The 16,472-nt window shown below is 67.6% G+C and carries 17 protein-coding genes; 5 read left to right on the forward strand and 12 right to left on the reverse strand.

The features are described from left to right. Positions 1–53: 53 nt before the first annotated feature. Both FA89_RS10720 and FA89_RS10725 read right to left on the reverse strand, forming a co-directional pair. Positions 54–401: a hypothetical protein gene (locus FA89_RS10720; protein WP_036140614.1), complete on the reverse strand. Its 348-nt coding sequence runs from the start codon at positions 399–401 to the stop codon at positions 54–56. Between the two features lie 85 nt (positions 402–486). Further along, entirely contained in the window at positions 487–2,055 is a 1,569-nt protein-coding gene (locus FA89_RS10725; protein WP_221174292.1) for an MDR family MFS transporter, read from the reverse strand. Between the two features lie 129 nt (positions 2,056–2,184). Here FA89_RS10725 and FA89_RS10730 point away from each other — a divergent pair, with 129 nt between their 5' ends. Next, positions 2,185–2,856, forward strand: a complete 672-nt coding sequence (locus FA89_RS10730; RefSeq protein ID WP_051938684.1) for a TetR/AcrR family transcriptional regulator — start codon at positions 2,185–2,187, stop codon at positions 2,854–2,856. Between the two features lie 96 nt (positions 2,857–2,952). Next, positions 2,953–3,159 (forward strand): hypothetical protein, encoded by a 207-nt coding sequence (locus FA89_RS10735; protein ID WP_036140616.1) that lies wholly within the window; start codon positions 2,953–2,955, stop codon positions 3,157–3,159. 6 nt (positions 3,160–3,165) lie between these two features. Here the strand turns inward: FA89_RS10735 and FA89_RS20175 are convergent, their stop codons facing one another. Beyond that, positions 3,166–3,312, reverse strand: coding sequence for a hypothetical protein (locus tag FA89_RS20175; protein ID WP_185754317.1), 147 nt, complete (start codon positions 3,310–3,312; stop codon positions 3,166–3,168). Between the two features lie 398 nt (positions 3,313–3,710). Here FA89_RS20175 and FA89_RS10740 point away from each other — a divergent pair, with 398 nt between their 5' ends. Next, a complete protein-coding gene (locus FA89_RS10740) occupies positions 3,711–4,364 on the forward strand; it encodes a response regulator (protein ID WP_036140617.1) in 654 nt (217 codons plus the stop codon). Positions 4,365–4,469: 105 nt separating this feature from the next. On the opposite strand, the gene FA89_RS10745 is transcribed toward FA89_RS10740, so the two are convergent. After that, positions 4,470–8,054, reverse strand: coding sequence for an Rne/Rng family ribonuclease (locus FA89_RS10745; RefSeq protein WP_051938685.1), 3,585 nt, complete (start codon positions 8,052–8,054; stop codon positions 4,470–4,472). 350 nt (positions 8,055–8,404) lie between these two features. Here FA89_RS10745 and FA89_RS10750 point away from each other — a divergent pair, with 350 nt between their 5' ends. Beyond that, positions 8,405–9,352, forward strand: coding sequence for an RluA family pseudouridine synthase (locus FA89_RS10750; RefSeq protein WP_081916469.1), 948 nt, complete (start codon positions 8,405–8,407; stop codon positions 9,350–9,352). 29 nt (positions 9,353–9,381) lie between these two features. On the opposite strand, the gene FA89_RS10755 is transcribed toward FA89_RS10750, so the two are convergent. Together FA89_RS10755 and FA89_RS10760 are read right to left on the reverse strand one after the other, a co-directional pair. Beyond that, positions 9,382–10,827, reverse strand: coding sequence for a CPBP family intramembrane glutamic endopeptidase (locus FA89_RS10755; protein ID WP_185754318.1), 1,446 nt, complete (start codon positions 10,825–10,827; stop codon positions 9,382–9,384). A 1-nt stretch (position 10,828) separates the two neighbouring features. Beyond that, positions 10,829–11,170, reverse strand: a complete 342-nt coding sequence (locus FA89_RS10760) for a 4a-hydroxytetrahydrobiopterin dehydratase (protein WP_036140619.1) — start codon at positions 11,168–11,170, stop codon at positions 10,829–10,831. 138 nt (positions 11,171–11,308) lie between these two features. Here FA89_RS10760 and FA89_RS10765 point away from each other — a divergent pair, with 138 nt between their 5' ends. Next, a complete protein-coding gene (locus FA89_RS10765) occupies positions 11,309–11,896 on the forward strand; it encodes an NfuA family Fe-S biogenesis protein (protein WP_036140620.1) in 588 nt (195 codons plus the stop codon). 15 nt (positions 11,897–11,911) lie between these two features. On the opposite strand, the gene FA89_RS10770 is transcribed toward FA89_RS10765, so the two are convergent. From FA89_RS10770 to FA89_RS10795, 6 genes are all read right to left on the reverse strand, one after another. Next, positions 11,912–12,262, reverse strand: coding sequence for a c-type cytochrome (locus FA89_RS10770; protein WP_036140621.1), 351 nt, complete (start codon positions 12,260–12,262; stop codon positions 11,912–11,914). A gap of 17 nt (positions 12,263–12,279) precedes the next feature. Continuing rightward, positions 12,280–12,600, reverse strand: coding sequence for a c-type cytochrome (locus tag FA89_RS10775; protein WP_036140622.1), 321 nt, complete (start codon positions 12,598–12,600; stop codon positions 12,280–12,282). A gap of 96 nt (positions 12,601–12,696) precedes the next feature. Continuing rightward, positions 12,697–13,932 carry a TraB/GumN family protein gene (locus FA89_RS10780; protein WP_036140623.1) on the reverse strand — a complete coding sequence of 412 codons (1,236 nt, stop codon included), beginning with the start codon at positions 13,930–13,932 and terminating at the stop codon, positions 12,697–12,699. Between the two features lie 25 nt (positions 13,933–13,957). Continuing rightward, positions 13,958–14,848: a carbon-nitrogen hydrolase gene (locus FA89_RS10785; RefSeq protein WP_036140624.1), complete on the reverse strand. Its 891-nt coding sequence runs from the start codon at positions 14,846–14,848 to the stop codon at positions 13,958–13,960. Between the two features lie 11 nt (positions 14,849–14,859). Further along, positions 14,860–15,897, reverse strand: a complete 1,038-nt coding sequence (locus FA89_RS10790; protein WP_036140625.1) for an agmatine deiminase family protein — start codon at positions 15,895–15,897, stop codon at positions 14,860–14,862. 157 nt (positions 15,898–16,054) lie between these two features. Then, positions 16,055–16,396: a hypothetical protein gene (locus FA89_RS10795; protein ID WP_036140626.1), complete on the reverse strand. Its 342-nt coding sequence runs from the start codon at positions 16,394–16,396 to the stop codon at positions 16,055–16,057. Positions 16,397–16,472: the final 76 nt, after the last annotated feature.

Consider the following 16,472-nt stretch of genomic DNA (forward strand, 5'->3'; position numbering starts at 1 on the left):
TGGCGATAGTCTGTCGCGGACTCATGCCCAGCCCGTTACCACGGCCACCTCGCTCAGGGATCAGCCACAACCCAAAGCGCCGGCATGTGCAGCTCCGCACACCCATGCCGGCAGGCGAACGTGCTGTGCTCACCCACTAGGAAGACATGCTTTCCGCCGGCAAGCGTGATGTCGAGCGTGCCGGACACCCCGGCATCCCCGCGGACGGTGGTGCGCTTGTTAGCGGTGACCGCCTCGGTGAACGACTTCGACCCCCAGTGCCAGGTGACCGTGCCCCGCTTGCCCTGCAGGGCGATATCGGCAGGGTCTGCACCCTTGCCCGCCAGGTGGAGGTCGTCGCCCGCGCAACCGGCGAGGAGCAGGGGGAGCAGGATGAGGCCCAGTACGCGGTAGCGTTTCACGTGATGTCCAGCCGGAGGGTCGCCACCGGTAACGGCCGAGGTCGGCAAAGCTTGATGCCGGAGGATGCGCCTATGTATCCGCGATTCATGGGCGCGCCTCGACGAGGCGCTCCTCGGACGTGACCGGCTTGCCTGCCGTAACGGGTGCGACCGGTGCGCGGCGCAGCGGCGCGTCCTTCATCCACCAGGCGACGACGAACGCCACCGCCATCACGCAGGCGCCGACGTCGTACACGGTATGCAAGGAAGCGCCGAACGCCTCCAGGTAGGAGGCATGGATATCGGGGGGCAGGGCGTTCACGGCGTCGGGGCGAAGCGACCGCACCGGCGAGCCGGCAGGCAGCAGGTCGGCCATGCGCGACTGCAGGCCGTTGCTGAATACGGCACCGAACACCGACACGCCCACCGAGCCGCCGATCGAGCGGAACAACGTCACGCCGGAGGTGGCCACGCCCATGTATTTCATGTCGACGCTGTTCTGCGTGGCGAGGACCAGCACCTGCAGGATCATGCCCAGTCCCACGCCGAGCAGCCCGGCGTAGGCGTACATGAGCGGGATGGGGCTGTCGTTGTGCAGCGTACCCAACAGCGTCAGCGCCACGGTGGCGAGGAACGTGCCGACGATGGGGAAGACCCGGTAGCGCCCCATGCGGCTTATCAGGCGGCCGCTGACGATCGAGCTGACCAGCAGGCCGCCCATCAGCGGCAGCAGCTGCATGCCGGCCGCCGTGGGAGACACGCCCTTGACCACCTGCAGGTACAACGGCATGAAGGTGGTCGAGCCGAACAGCGCCGCGCCGACGAACAGGCCGATGATACAGCTGAGCAGGAAGGTGCGGTGCCGGAACAGTCCCAGCGGGATGATCGGCTCGCTGGCCACCGATTCCTCGTAGACGAAGCCGATCACGCCGACGATGGCGAACGCCAGGATGAACCACAGTTCCCCGGACGACCACGGCAGCATCGTGCCGCCCTCGGTGGTAAAGAGGATCAGGCAGCTCAGCGCGAGCGTCAGCCACGCGGCTCCCCAGTAGTCGATGGTGTGCTTCACGTGGCGCACATGGGGATGGAACGCCGCGGCGATGACGCCGATGGCGACCAGTCCCAGCGGCAGGTTGACGTAGAAGATCCAGCGCCATGACAGATGGTCGACCATGAAGCCGCCGACCAGCGGGCCGAGAACGGTCGCCAGGCCGTACACACCACCGAACAGGCCCTGGTACTTGCCACGGTCGGCCGGCGGGATCACGTCGCCGATCGAGGCCATGACGATCACCAGCAGGCCGCCGCCGCCCAGTCCCTGTAGCGCACGCATGGCGATCAGCTGGGTCATGTCCTGGGCCAGGCCGCACAGGACGGACCCGAGCAGGAAGAGGGCGATCGCGGTCTGCAGCACCACCTTGCGCCCGAACAGATCGCCGAACTTGCCGTACAGCGGCACCACGACGGTGGAACTGAGCAGGTAGGCGGTCACGACCCACGACAACTGGCTGAAACCGCCCAGTTCCGTGACGATCGTCGGCAGCGCGGTGGAGACGATGGTCTGGTCGAGCGCGGCCAGCAGCATCACCAGCATCAGGGCAGGGAACAGCACGCGCAGGGAGGGGCTGGCGGTCGGCGAGGGCGCCGAATCCGGCACGGGGGTAGCGGTCACTAGGGTATCCCGTGAATTTAATTAATGGGTAAGTTAATATAGGTGCGACACGGCGTCCGGTCAATCCGACACGCTGCCGTGGTATTGAAGTCATGGTGTCGAGCACCTGTCGACCATGTCGGAGCATCCTTGGTTACTTCTGTCCCTCGCCGCGGCCGCCGCCCCGGTCGGCCACCCGTCCAGCCGGATGGCCCCGACCAGCGCCAGCGCCTGGCCGATATCGCACTGGAGCTGATCGCCCGGAAGGGCTACGCCGAGACCACGCTGGCGGGCATCGCCCGGGCCGCGGGCATGACGTCCGCCGCGGTGCACTATTACTTCAAGACACGCGAGCAACTGTTCGACATGTTGTTCGACGAGCGCATCGCGCCGATGCAGAAACGCCTCGAAGGCATCTTCCTGGAGCACGCCGATGATCCGGTGGCCGCCTTTGCGGGCCTGGTGCGCCGCTTCGTCGAGATCGCAGGCGATTCACCGTGGGTGGGGCCGGTCTTCTTTGGCGAGATGCTCAACGACAGCGACCTGTTCAAGCAGCACATGCGCAAACGGCTGGGCGACTCGCGCCAGGTGGCGGTCGTCGGCACCCTTCGCCGGTGGCAGGAGGAAGGGCGTATCGCGAAGGATCTCGACCCCGCGCTGTTGATGGGTACGGTGCTAAGCCTGACCGTGCTGCCGGTGACGGCCAGCCGGAAATGGAAGGGCGATGCCCTGCGGGGCCACATTGATGCAGACGTCATCACGCGCCATGCGCTGGCCCTGCTGATGCATGGCATCCGGGCCCCCAGCGACCACACCGGCTGACGTAAATACGTCCTATCCCCCGGCTTCACGTGGTTGCCATGCGGCCCCGGCGACTCTTGCCGCTCTGGCGCGCACTATCCACTCGGGGATCGGATCATGGCTAATACGACGGGCTCTCACGTCAACACCATCGGCGCATTGGCCGCTGGAAAACTGCTGGCCAAGGCCACTGGTGGAAAATGGGGTCCGGCCATCCTGATCCTTGCCGGCATCATCCTGCTGCGCAAGCGCGCCGCACAACGTGCCGCACAACGACAACGCGCCGACATGGCCCTCGCGAGCCACGCCGACGCGTCGTACTGACCGTAATCAGCCCTGCTGCTTGTTGTCTTCGCCGGTGCCGTCCAACGGGTCGCCGGACGAGTCGGTCTTCGGCTGTTCGGTCGGGCCCCGCTTCTGCGGCGGGGCGTCGTTCTGGCCGGGATGCTGCGGCGGGCGATTTTTCTCATTAGCCATGATCGTCTCCTCGGTTAAAGATTCACCTTGGCGTGTCGGCGCTGACGATGGTGTGGTCACTTCGTGAGTGCGATGTCGTGATGGCCGATTTGGCCGAGGTGTTCACCACCGTCAGGCTGTAACGATCGGTGAATTACGCTCCCGTGGCGCAGGACATGTGGCAGCGAGATTGGGAGTAAGCGAACCCCTACATACCAACGCGGACGCGGCCTACGTGACGATCGGGTCGCGTCGCCTCACGACGCGGGGAGATTACCGCTACAGGCCCTGCGGGCATTCGATGATCATACCGGCACGCTGGTTGTCTCGCCTGCACATCTGGCATTGTATGCATTCGCAGGCAGCGTGCAGGTCATTCCTCGCGCACAGAAGTACAGTCGGCCCAGGGAGGGCAAAGAATGATTAATGTTGTATTGGTCGACGACCACGAGCTGGTCAGGACCGGTTTCCGGATGATCCTGCAGCAGCAGGCCGACGTCCGCATTCGGGGGGAGGCCGGTTCGGCGGAAGAAGGCCTGCGTCTTATCCGCTCGCACTCACCGGACATCGCACTGGTCGACGTCCACATGCCGGGCATGAGCGGCGTCGAGCTCACGGAACGTGTAATCCGCGCCAAGTTGCGCACCAATGTCGTGATCCTCACGGTCGTCGACGACGCGCGTTTTCCCAAGCGCCTGCTTGACGCCGGCGCACTGGGTTATCTGACCAAGGCCTGCACGGCCGACGAACTGCTCGCGGCCGTGCGGCAGGTGGCGTCGGGTCGGCGTTACCTCGCCCCCACCGTGGCGCAGCAACTGGCGTTGGCCACGCTGGATGGCTCCGACTCGCCGTTCGATACCTTGTCCACGCGCGAGATGGAGGTCTCGATGATGTTGGTCCGCGGTATGCCGCTCACCTCCATCGGCGAGCGCCTGAACCTCAGTCCCAAGACGGTTTCGACCTATAAGCAGCGCCTCATGGAGAAGCTGCACGTCGAGCATGTCGTCGGCCTTGCGCACCTCATGACCGTGCATGGACTGTTGGATACCCATAACCATCAGGTCGGTACGTGACAATCGGCATTCCTGACCACGATCCACCGATGGACGTAACAAAAAAACGCCGGGCTTAGCCCGGCGTTTTTTATGGTGAGAGGGAGGCTTTCACCTCCCCAGGTGTCACGCGTCGCCGTGCGGCTTTTCGTCGGACGAGGGCTTGTCGGACGACGGCTCCTGACGCGGGCGCGTCAGCAGGTCGCCCTGGGCCGGTGCCGGCGAAGCCGGCTGCGATGGAGCCACCGGTTCGTGGGACACCGGCGAGACGTTGGATGCCTCGGGCGACTTCGGCGTGACCACGGCGGGCGGTGCCGGGGCATCGACCGGCACATGGTCCACGGCTGCCGAGGCCGGGGCGACCGCGGTCGGCACTGGCGTGGGAGCCGGGGCCGGAGCACGCGGGGTCGGGGCAGGTGCCGGAGACTCCGCGGGTGCCGGTGCCGGTGCCGGTGCCGCAGGCGCCGGGGCTTCCGCGGGAGCGGGTGCCTTGACCGGGGCGGGTGCTTGCACCGGGGCCGGAGCCTGGACCGGAGCCGGCGCCGGCGCGTGGGCCACGGGCGCGTCGGCCTGGCGAACCGGCTCGGCACGAGGTGCCGTCTCGACCGCAGGCGCCGCCGGAGCCGGAGTCACGGCAGCGGCGGGCCGGGGCTTGCGCTCGGGCTTTCGCTCGGTCCCGACGTCATCCGTGCCGTCTTCGGTCGGCAGCATGCCACGCGCAGGCGCATCGAGCACCGAGGGCTGGCTGGCCGGCGAGGCGGCGGGCTGAATCGTCTCGGTTGCCATTGCCGGTACGTCGCTTGCTGCCGGGGCACGGGCAGCCTGCGAAGCAGGCGGCGGCGTGTTCAGCGGTGCATCCGATTCGGTCTGCCGACGCTCGGTCGTGCGGACCGGGGCGGAGTCCGCCGGGGTGGCGCTATCGACCGGGTGTGCCGGTGCCGGTGCCGGTGCCGTGGGCTGGCCCGGAATCGGCGGCAGCTTGGGCAGCGAGCTCAGGGTGAGGGCCGACGGCACGTTTTCGTCGTCCGAGGCGTCGCCCTGTACGGCGGCCGGTGCCCGGATCGAAGCGGCCGGGGCGGGACGGGTGGCTTCGTGGCGCGGGGCTTCCACGGCGAAAGCGTTCTCGGCCGCGGCAGCGGTGTCGAGCATGGGCGGCACGCTGGCGCTGGAACGGCCCGTGCCGACCTGTGCTTCATCCTCACCCTCAACCTCGTCGTCGTCGAGATCGTCGGGACCGTTGGCACCATCGGCCGAGCCGACGGCACCGCCGTCTTCCTGGCGACGACGACGACGGCCACCGCGACGACCGCGACGGCGGCGCTGGCCACCCTCGGTATCCTTGCCGCCATCGGTGGAAGGCGCTTCGCTGTCGACCTCGCCCGTGGCGACGGCATCGACGCCCAGTGCGTCGGCGTCGAGGATCAGCTTCTCGTCGTCGTTGACCACCGACGCAGTGACCGGCTTCTCGGCCGGGTTGCGCGGGGCGGCGGCAGCGACGTCCGGCGCGATGTTGACGTTGGCGGCCTTCTCGATGCGCTCACCCTGCGGCTGACGCTCGCCGCGCGGCTGACGCTCACGACGGCCGGTGGTCTCACCCGTGGGCGAGGCCTCGGCACGGCCACCCTGGCGACCCTGCTGTGCGGGATCCTTCTGGCGCGGTGCCTTTTCGTCACCCTGGCGCGGCGCGGCGTCGTTACGACCCTGTGCCGGCTTGTTGCCGTTACGCGGCTGCTGCGTCTTGCCCTGTGCGGGCAGGCCGTCACGGTCCTTGCGCGGACCCTGCGCCTGGCGCGGTTCGCCACCGCGACCACGGCCTTCGTTGCCGCGACGGTCGTCACGGTCGCGGCGGTTGCCACGCTCGTTGCGATCACCGCGTTCGTTGCGGTCGTTTCGCTCATTGCGGCCGCCGGAGCGCGCCTCGTCACGGCGGGACGCCGGGCCGGGCTGCGCCGTGGGCGCGGGCTGTGTACCGGCGTTGCCGCCGAACAGGCTGCCGAACAGGCGCGAGAAGAAGCCACCCGCGGGGGCGGCAGGCGCGACCGGTGCGGCAGCGCGGGGCACCGCCGCCGCAACGGCGACGGCCACCGGCTCGGCGATTTCCTCGCGAACCGGGGCGGGCGACGACGGTACGACGCCCGTGACCAGCGGCTGCTCGCCGCTGCCCAGCGCCTGGCCCATCTTGGGCAGGGCCTGGGCCACCACCGGGGTGGTGCGCTCGTAGCTGGGCTTGCTGTGCTCGCCCATGTCGACTTCGCGGATGCGGGTGATCTCGAGATGCGGTGTTTCCAGCTTCTCGTCGGCGACCACCACCACGTGCACGTTGTGGCGCAGCTCGATTTCGACGACGCTGGCGCGCTTCTCGTTGAGCATGAAGTTGGCCACCGAGGACGGTGCCTGCACCAGGACCTGCCCGGTGTTTTCCTTCATGGCGTGTTCTTCGATCAGGCGCAGGGTGGACAGCGCCAGCGATTCCACGCTGCGGATGTGGCCGTGGCCCTCGCAGCGCGGGCAGACGATCTGCGTGGCTTCGCCCAGGCTGGGGCGCAGGCGCTGGCGGGACATCTCCAGCAGGCCGAAGCGCGAGATGCGACCGATCTGGACGCGGGCGCGGTCTGCCTTGAGGGCGTCCTTCAGGCGCTCTTCCACCTCGCGCTGGTGGCGCGGGCTGTCCATGTCGATGAAGTCGATGACGATCAGGCCGCCGGCGTCGCGGATGCGCAGCTGACGGGCGATTTCCGTCGCGGCCTCGAGGTTGGTGTTGAACGCCGTCTCTTCGATGTCGCTGCCCTTGGTGGCCTTCGACGAGTTGATGTCGATGGCGGTCAGGGCTTCGGTCTGGTCGATGACGATGGAGCCGCCCGAGGGCAGGCGCACGTTACGCTCGAAGATGCTGTCGATCTGGCTTTCGATCTGGTACCGCGAGAACAGCGGGGTCGGATCCTGGTAGAGCTTGAGCTTGCGCAGGTTGTTCGGCATCACCTGCTGGACGAAGTCGCGGGCGTCGTTGTACAGCGACTCCTCGTCGATCAGGATTTCGCCGATATCGTTGCGCAGGTAATCGCGCAGGGCGCGGATGAACAGCTTGGATTCCTGGTAGATCAGGAACGGGGCTTTCTGCGACTGCGACGCGCCGGAGATCAACTTCCACAGCTGGAGCAGGTAGTCCAGGTCCCACTGGAGTTCCTCGGCGTCGCGGCCCATGCCGGCGGTGCGCACGATGAGGCCCATGTCGTCGGGCACCTGCAGGTGCTCCATGGCCTCCTTGAGGGCCTGGCGGTCTTCACCCTCGATGCGGCGCGAGACGCCGCCGGCACGGGGGTTGTTGGGCATCAGTACCATGTAGCGACCGGCGAGGCTGATGAAGGTGGTCAGGGCGGCGCCCTTGTTGCCACGTTCTTCCTTCTCGACCTGGACGATGATCTCCTGGCCTTCCTTGAGGAGATCGCGGATGTTCGACTTGCCTTCCGCGTTGGGATTGAAATATTCGCGGGAGATTTCCTTCAGGGGAAGGAACCCGTGGCGCTCGGCGCCGTAGTCGACGAAGCAAGCTTCGAGCGAGGGCTCGACGCGAGTGATGCGGCCTTTGTAGATATTGGCCTTTTTCTGCTCGCGGGACGGGATTTCGATATCGAGGTCGTAGAGGTTCTGACCATCGACGATGGCCACACGCAACTCTTCGCGCTGAGTCGCGTTGATAAGCATACGCTTCATTTGTAATTTCCTCGGCCTTGCCGCGCGGCCGCGGGCCGCGGTGGCGCCCATGTGGCGGCCTGCCGGGGATCGCGCCGCAGCGGTGAGGCTTCAAGCGGCATGGGATCCGGGACCGATGCCTGGACCCGGCGTGATTCGTGATAAGCGCCTTGCAACCGGTCCGCGTCCCTACGGATTAGCCGGACAACCGCAACCCGAACCGTTACGATGTGGGGTGTCTTCGCGGTCCGTCTCCCTGGACGGACCCGCGCGACACTCGCCTTACGTGACGGTACAGGCACCCCGCGAGAGATAAGTCTTCAGCGGAGCCTGGCGCTGGCCGAGTATCCTATCAATTTCGAGTTTTATCAATGCAGACGGCAACTTCCCTCGACGGCGGCCAAGGTGTGCGCATCGTCGAAATCGGACCCGAGCGGGATGGTCAGCGCGTGGACAACGCCCTGCTCACCCTCCTGAAGGGGGTGCCGCGCAGTCTCGTCTATCGCATCCTCCGAACCGGTCAGGTCCGCATCAATGGCAAGCGCGCCAAGCCGGAAACGCGCCTGGCCGCTGGCGACATGCTGCGTATTCCGCCTGTGCGCGTCGCGGAGCGCGATGAGACGGTGGCTCCCTCCGGCATGGTGAGGGCCGTGGCCGACTCGGTCATCTTCGAGGACAAGCACTTCCTCGTGATCGACAAGCCCGTGGGCATCGCCGCTCATGGCGGCAGCGGGGTCAGCCACGGGGCGATCGAACTGCTGCGCGCGGCGCGCCCCACGGAGCACCTGGAACTGGTTCACCGGCTGGACCGGGACACCAGCGGCGTGCTGGTGCTGGCGCGTTCCCGCCCGGGCCTGACCGGCCTGCAGGCGCTGATCCGCGAGAACGAGGTGACCAAGCAATACCTCTGCCTGATGACCGGCACGCCGCGCAAGGCCAAGTTCGACGTCAACGCGCCGCTGCTGAAGTCGGTCATGCACGGCGGCGAGCGCCTGGTGCGGGTGGACGACGGCGGCAAGCCGTCGCTCACCTTCTTCCAGGAGATGGAGCAGTACCCCGGCTCGCGCCTCATGCAGGCCACGCTGGGCACGGGGCGCACCCACCAGATCCGCGTGCACGCCCAGTATGTCGGGCATCCGCTGGCGGGCGATCCCAAGTACGGCGACGAGGAAGCCAACAAGCGGCTGCGGGCCAAGGGGTTGAAACGGATGTTCCTGCACGCCGCGCGCATGAGTTTCGATCTTGGCGGCAAGAACTACGATTTTTCTTCGCCGTTGCCCGACGATCTGAAGGTTTTCCTGAACAACCTTCGCGGCTGATCCCGCGCCCATGGTTGCGGCGGCCGTGCCTAGCCCAGGTAGCGGGCGCTGACTTCCAGCGATCGCAACGCGCCGCCGCTGACGCAGGCCTGCAGGACCACCGCGCTCAGTGCATGCGCCACCGCCACCGGCACCAGCGCGCGGTGGCGCAGGTACCACCAGGCCCAGCCCAGTTCGCCGACGAAGCACAGCTGCATCAGCAGACCGTTAGGCGTGTGCAGCAGGGCGAAGACGGTGGCCGTCCCCAGGATGGCGAGCGGGCGGGGCCACGCGCGGTCGAGCAGGCCGGCCACCACGGCCAGGATCAGCCACTGCTGGAACGTGGCCCAGGCCAGGTAGACCAGCACGCGTGCGATCGGGGGCCACGCGGGCGCATGACCGGCGATGGCGGCCACGACGAGCGCCGCGGGCAGGGCGACCGCGGGCACCCAGCCGACACGCCAGCCGGCCAGCCAGCCCCACGAGGGCAGCCGGCGTTGCGCTGCGAGCAGGCCCGCGTAGGCCACGCCGAGGACGAACAGCGCCACCTCGCTCGGGGCCGGGTGAAACGACAGCCCCAGGCCGGCGATGAATGCGACGGGTCCGAGCACGGCGAGCGCGGCATCGGTCGGCCCGGCGCTGCCACGGCGCAGACGGTGGCGGGCGATCAGCAGAAGCAGGTAAAGCGAAGGGAGCAGCCAAGCCTTCCAGCCCGACGCGGTGCCGTCGGTGCCGGGGGCATCCGCCGCTCGGGGTGGGATGTCGCCGTCGCCGAAAATCACCAGGGCATCGCGGGCACGTGCCTTGTCGCGCCAGCCAAGCATGGCTTCGGCGGTGAGGCCGGTCGGCAGGACGGTCGCGGCAAGGGCAAGCGACGCTGGCGCGTCGATCGATGTCAGGCGGGCGTCGCGAAGGGTGAGCGTCTCACCGACGGGCAATTGTACGCGTAGGCGCAGCATCGCCACGCGGTGGGGTGCCGGCACGGCCGCGCCTCGCTCGTCGGTCCATGCCAGCTGGTCCAGCCCTACGGCGTTCTTCGCCAGCGGACCCGGACCCAGGGTGCCCAGTTCGGCGCGCAGGCCCGGGCTGTCCAGCGTCTGGCGAACCGTCAGGCCATATCGGCCCGGGGCACTCGCCTCCGCATCCAGATGGAATGCCGCGGTTCGTGCAAGGTCCGCATCCCGACGCAGCGGCAGGCCGATCTCGAAACCGGTGGGGGCCCGGGCCTGCACCACCAGTCCCTGGGGTGACGACGACAGCTTGCCTGCGCCGAAGGCACGTCCCGCCACGACATCCCCGGCATCGCGGAAACACCATGCCCAAGGGGACTCGCCGCGGGCAAAAGCGGCGCGGTCGACGGCGCTGTCGCGCTCGATGGCCGTGTGGACCACCGAGGCGGCAAAGCGCGGCAAGACAAGAAAAAGCAGGGCAACCGCCATGACGATGGCCGCGACCACCGTCGCCATCGGGGCCCAACCGGCGGCGCGTGGCGGCACGTCAGCGATCGAGCAGCGCCTCGACCCGCGCCGCACAGATCACGTCGTTGAGCGAGAGGCCGCCCACGTCGTGGGTGGACCACAGCACCTGGCAGTGGCCGTAGCCGGCTTCGAGATCGGGGTGGTGGTCTTCCTGGTTGGCCATGAAGCCGACGGCGTTGATGAAGCCCAGGGTGTGGCGGAAATCCGGGAAGGTGAAGTCCTTGACGATGGCCTTGCCGTCGGCGGTGACCGTCCAGCCGGGTAGGGTGGCCAGGTGCCCGTCGAGGGTGGCCCGATCGAGCGCGTTCTCCGCGCCCTTGCGCGGCTGGCAGTGCTGGGAGGCGAGTGGGGAAAGCGACATGGGGAAGATCCGTCCGGGGAAAGCGCGAAGCGTCGGCGCTCCGGCTGGAATTGTCAAAAGGCGGCGCCTCGCGCGAAACAGTACTAGAATGGTGCTGTATTCCGGCGTCCCCACGCCGGTACCGGATTCGGAGTGGTCATGATCGATATTTCGGAGCGCGCCCAGGCGCATTTCCAGCGGTTGCTTGCCCAGCAGGGCGGCGACGGCCTCGGTATCCGCCTGCGCGTGGTCGAGGCGGGCACGCCTGCCGCACAGTGCGAATTGGAGTTCTGCGACGCGACGGAACTTACCGGCGACGAATGGACCGTCGAGTGCACCGGCTTCAACCTCTATGTCGACAGCGAGAGCATGCGCTGGCTCGACCCGGCCAACATCGACTACGAAACCCACGCCACCGGCAGCCAGCTCAATATCCGCGCACCGCGGATCAAGGGCGATGCACCGGGTGAAGGTGCGGGCATCGTGGAGCGGGTGACGTTCGTGCTGGAGTCGGAGGTCGCGCCGCAGATCGCCTCGCACGGCGGCCGCATCTCGCTGGTCGAGGTTACCGCCGAGGGCGTGGTGGTGCTGCGCTTCGGCGGCGGCTGCCACGGCTGCGGCATGGTCGATGTCACGCTGAAGAACGGTGTGGAGAAGACCCTACGCGAGCGCGTGCCGGAAATTACCGAGGTGCGCGACGTCACCGACCACGAGACCGGCGACACGCCGTACTTCGCCAAGGCGTAAGTACGGCCCGGCGGATCAGTCGCCCTGGATGTGGTGTTCCAGGCCCTGCAGCTTCGTCGGCATCGTGGCGAAGTACGCCGACACGTCGTCGACGTCCTGGTCGGACAGCGTTGCGGCGAAGCCCTTCATGATGGCGTTGTTGCGGCGCCCATCCTTGTACTCGTGCAGCGCCTGCGCAAGGTAATCGGCGTACTGGCCGGCCAGGCGCGGGTACTGCGGATCGACGGAGTTGCCGTCCTGGCCGTGGCAGGCTACGCAGGTGGCGATCTTGGTCTTGCCGCGGGCCGGGTCGCCGGCGGCGAAGCTCGAGGTGGCGGTCAGCGCGAAGAGCGCGCCGATGGCAATCAGGGAAAACCCACGGATCATCATTCGTCCTCGGCGGCTTACTTGGCGAGACTGGAAAGGTAGGCGGCGATGTCGTCGATGTCCTGATCGGACATGCTCTGCGCCTGGGCGCCCATCGTTGGGTGAGTGCGCTCGCCGCTCTTGTAGGCCTTCAGGGCGTTGACGAGGTATTGCTCATTCTGGCCGCCGATATGCGGCACGTGGTACTCGGGATACGCATTGGCATAACCCGGTACGCCGTGGCAGCCATTGCAGGTATAGACCAGCGTCCGCCCCCTGGCCTTGTCTCCTTCGGCATGCGCGGCGGATGCGGCGCACAGAGCTACAGCGATCAGGCCAATCAGATGCAGACGCTTCATTAAGAGTTCCCTGGGTGCCGGTCGGGGCCGGGGTTGAACAGCCGTCGAAGTATAGAGGGCTGTCGCAAGGTGGAACAACTCGGGCGTAAGTGCAGGTCAGAAAAGACTTTTGAGGATGTGGAAGCCAGCGATGTACTCGCCGGCGATGGTGCCGACGCAGACCAGGAAGAAGTTCAGCAGGGTGCGTGCCACGCGATTCTTCCACCAGCCGGTCCAGTGGGTGATGTCGTCGCGCAGGTGCTCGAAGTCGATTACACGGGGTTTGCGGACCCATGCCTCGGCCATGGCGCTGAACGCACCGGAAGGAATGCCCGGGCGGAACGGTTTCAGCGGGCCGGCCACGAACGCGGCGACGATGGACAGCGGATGGCCGCCGGCGATCAGCGCGCCAAGGGCGGACAACCCGCCCGTGAGCAGCACCCAGCTCTTCACCGCGTCGGCGCCCAGGCTGGGGCTGCGGTAGAACGCGAAGCCGATGGCGGCGAAGATCGCCAGCACCAGGCCCACGGCGAACACCTTGGGCCACGGCGAGGCCGGCGGGGTGACGGCCAGATCGTCGGCGGTGGCGCGCGCGTCGCCGTGCTGCTCCGCCAACTGGTGGCTCATGCCCTTGAGGTGGCCCGCGCCGATGACCACCAGCACGGTGCGCGCGGGCGCGGCGGCATCCATGCGCTGGCCGTTTTCGCGCAGGCGCGCGGCCATGAATTCGTCGCGCTCCGCGATCAGCGCGCGGTACAGCGGCGCGGAGTCCTTCGCGAAATCGCTGAACGCGCTTTCCAGCAGGTCGGACTGCTTGAGTTTCTCGATGTCCGCCTCGGCGATTTCCTCGCGTTCGAACACGCTGCCCAGCATGCCGGCCATCAGGCCGAAGCGCTGGAAGAAACCGACGCTGCGCCAGGCGCGCTTGAGGGTGGTGCCCACTTCGCGATCGACCAGCCACACCGGGATGCCGCGCGCGTCGGCGCCATCCATCGCGGCCTTCATTTCCGCGCCGGGCTCGATGCCGTACTGCGCGGCCAGGCGTTTCTGGAAGCCGCCGAGCACCAGACTGGCGGCGACCATGCCGGCCTTGCCCTGGCGGATCACTTGGAAGAGATCCATCTGCTTGAAGGCTTCCGGGTCGCGGATGCCGTGCGCGCGACTGGCGCAGAGCTCCACGGCCACCGCGTCGAAGTGTTCGCGTTCCAGCAGCGCATCCACCGCCTGCACGCTGGCGCGTGACACGTGCGCCGTGCCGAGGATGACGTAGTCGACGCCGTCGCGCGTCATGCGCTCGATGGGCTGGCCGTCCAGTGCGGGATGCGGTGTGACGTCGTGCTCGGCGGGAATCATGCGCTCGGTTGTCCTGGGCTGGGGCTTAGTCGCGGAAGCGCTTGGTGAGGTCGCCGTAGGCATCGATGCGGCGATCGCGCAGGAACGGCCAGATGCGACGCACGTGCTCGCTGCGCTGCATGTCGACATCCACGATCAGCAACTCGCGACCCTCGGTGCCGGCCTGGGCGAGGAATTCGCCCTGCGGCCCGGCCACGAAACTGGAACCCCAGAACTGGATGCCGTTGCCGACAGCGGTGGGGTCGGCCTCGTAGCCGGTGCGGTTGCAGGCGAGCAAGGGCAGGCCGTTGGCCACGGCATGGCCGCGCTGCACGGTGATCCACGCCTCGCGCTGGCGTGCCTTCTCTTCGTCGGTGTCTTTCGGATCCCAGCCGATGGCGGTGGGGTAGAACAGGATGTCCGCACCGGCCAGCGCCATCATGCGCGCGGCTTCGGGGTACCACTGGTCCCAGCAGACCAGCACGCCGAGCTTGCCGACCGAGGTGGGGATGGGATCGAAACCCAGGTCGCCCGGCGTGAAGTAGAACTTCTCGTAGAACGCCGGGTCGTCGGGGATGTGCATCTTGCGGTACTTGCCGGCGATGGCGCGAGAGCGATCGAAGACCACGGCCGTGTTGTGGTACAGGCCGGTGGCGCGTTTCTCGAACAGCGAGGCGACGACGACGAGTTTCAGTTCCTCGGCCAGCCGGCCCAGGCGCTCGGTGCTCGGCCCGGGGATGGTCTCGGCGAGGTCGAACAGGTCGACGTTCTCGTGCTGGCAGAAGTACGGGCCGTTGTGCAGTTCCTGCAGCAGCACCAGCTCGACGCCGGCCGCGGCGGCATCGCGCAGGCCTTGCTCGATCGCGTCGAGGTTGGCTTCGCGGCTGCCGCGATCGGTTTCCTGGAGCAGGGCGACCTTGAGGGTGGTGCGGGACATGAGGGGTTCCTTCAGGCGGCGACGGCGGCGGGAAGCTGCATGGTGATGCAATGCAGGCTGCCGTTCTGCCAGATCAACGGACGGCATGGCACCTGCACCACCTCGCGGCCGGGGTGGGCGAGCCCGATGATGCGTGCGGCTTCGTCATCACGGGCGTCGCCATACGACGGCACCAGCACGGCGCCGTTGACGATCAGGTAGTTGGCGTAGGACGCCGCGAGTCGACGGCCTTCGTCGAGGATCGGCTGCGCCCACGGCAGCGAGTGCAACGGATACGGCGTGCCTTCCGGCGTCCGCAGCGCGGCCAGTTCATCGGCCATCGTGCCGAGTTCCGCGAAGTGCGGATCGGTGCTGTCGTCGCATGCCTGGTACACGATGCCGCCGTCCTCGGAGAAGCGCGCCAACGTATCGATATGGGCGTCGGTGTCGTCGCCTTCAAGGTAACCGTGGTCCAGCCACAGCACGCGGTCGGCGTGCAGGGTGGTGGCCAGGGTGTCGGTCATCGTCTCGCGGGATAGCGTGGGGTGGCGCTGGGCGAGGCACTTCCACGTGGTGAGCACGGTGCCACGGCCGTCGCTCTCGATGCCGCCGCCTTCCAGGGCCCAGTCGATGCGCCGGTGCGGCAGCCCCGACAACACGCCGCGCTCGAGCAGGCCGGCGATCAGCGCGTCGTCCTGGTCGGCGCCGAATTTGCCGCCCCAACCGGTGAACCGGTAGTCGTTCAGCAGCACGCCATTCGGACCGGTCAGGGTGATCGGGCCCGAATCGCGCAGCCAGGTATCGTCGTAGGGCAGTTCGATGAAGTGCAGGCGGGCCATGTCGGCACCGGCGTGCTCGACGGCCTGGCGCGCACGCTCACGCAGCGCGGCATCGGCCACGATCACATGCAGCGGTTCGAAGCGGGTGACGGCCACGGCCAGCGCGACATAGGTGGTCTCGACGTCGGCCAGGCGATCGGCCCAGTCGGTGTCCGCGTGGGGCCAGGCGATCAGGACGCCGGCCTGCGGCTCCCATTCGGCGGGCAGGCGATACGAGCTACGGTCGGTCATGGCGGGCAACGGCGGCAAGGGGTGAGCCCGCTAGTGTAAAGCCTCCACCCCACCCACCACACACCCGCGCCGTTTGCCGCACCACCCGGTGCCGCACACCCGGTGTAGGAGCGCACGATGTGCGCGATCCCGTACCCTCAACCGACCTTCAAGCCCCTCACCGCGAACCCTGCGGATTCACGTTGTTCCCCGCCGGCGTATTCAACACGGCATGCACCACATGGCTGCGCTCGAAATACACGATGTAGCCCGGATACATCCACCGGTTGATCACCGGCTGCTTCGCGCTGCCGCCGCCGCGGGCGTCCAGTTTCGAGGTGGGCGTACCGAACTGGCGTTCCACCTGGGCCATGCTCATGCCCTTGCGGGGCAGGTTCATCGCCTGCTCCTGCTGGACGCGGTTGACCAGCAGGCTGTCGCCGGCGTGAGCGACCGGGGCCAGGGCGGCGAACGCAACGGCCAGGGCGGTCGCGAGGAAAACAGGCTTGAAGGTGTTCATGATGGCTCCGGCGCGCTCCCCATGCGGCGCAAGACGCCGTTTTAACAGATCGCCTCCACACACGCCATGGGGCGGC

Origin of the sequence: Luteibacter sp. 9135 (genome assembly GCF_000745005.1) — a bacterium.
Taxonomy (GTDB): Bacteria; Pseudomonadota; Gammaproteobacteria; order Xanthomonadales; family Rhodanobacteraceae; genus Luteibacter.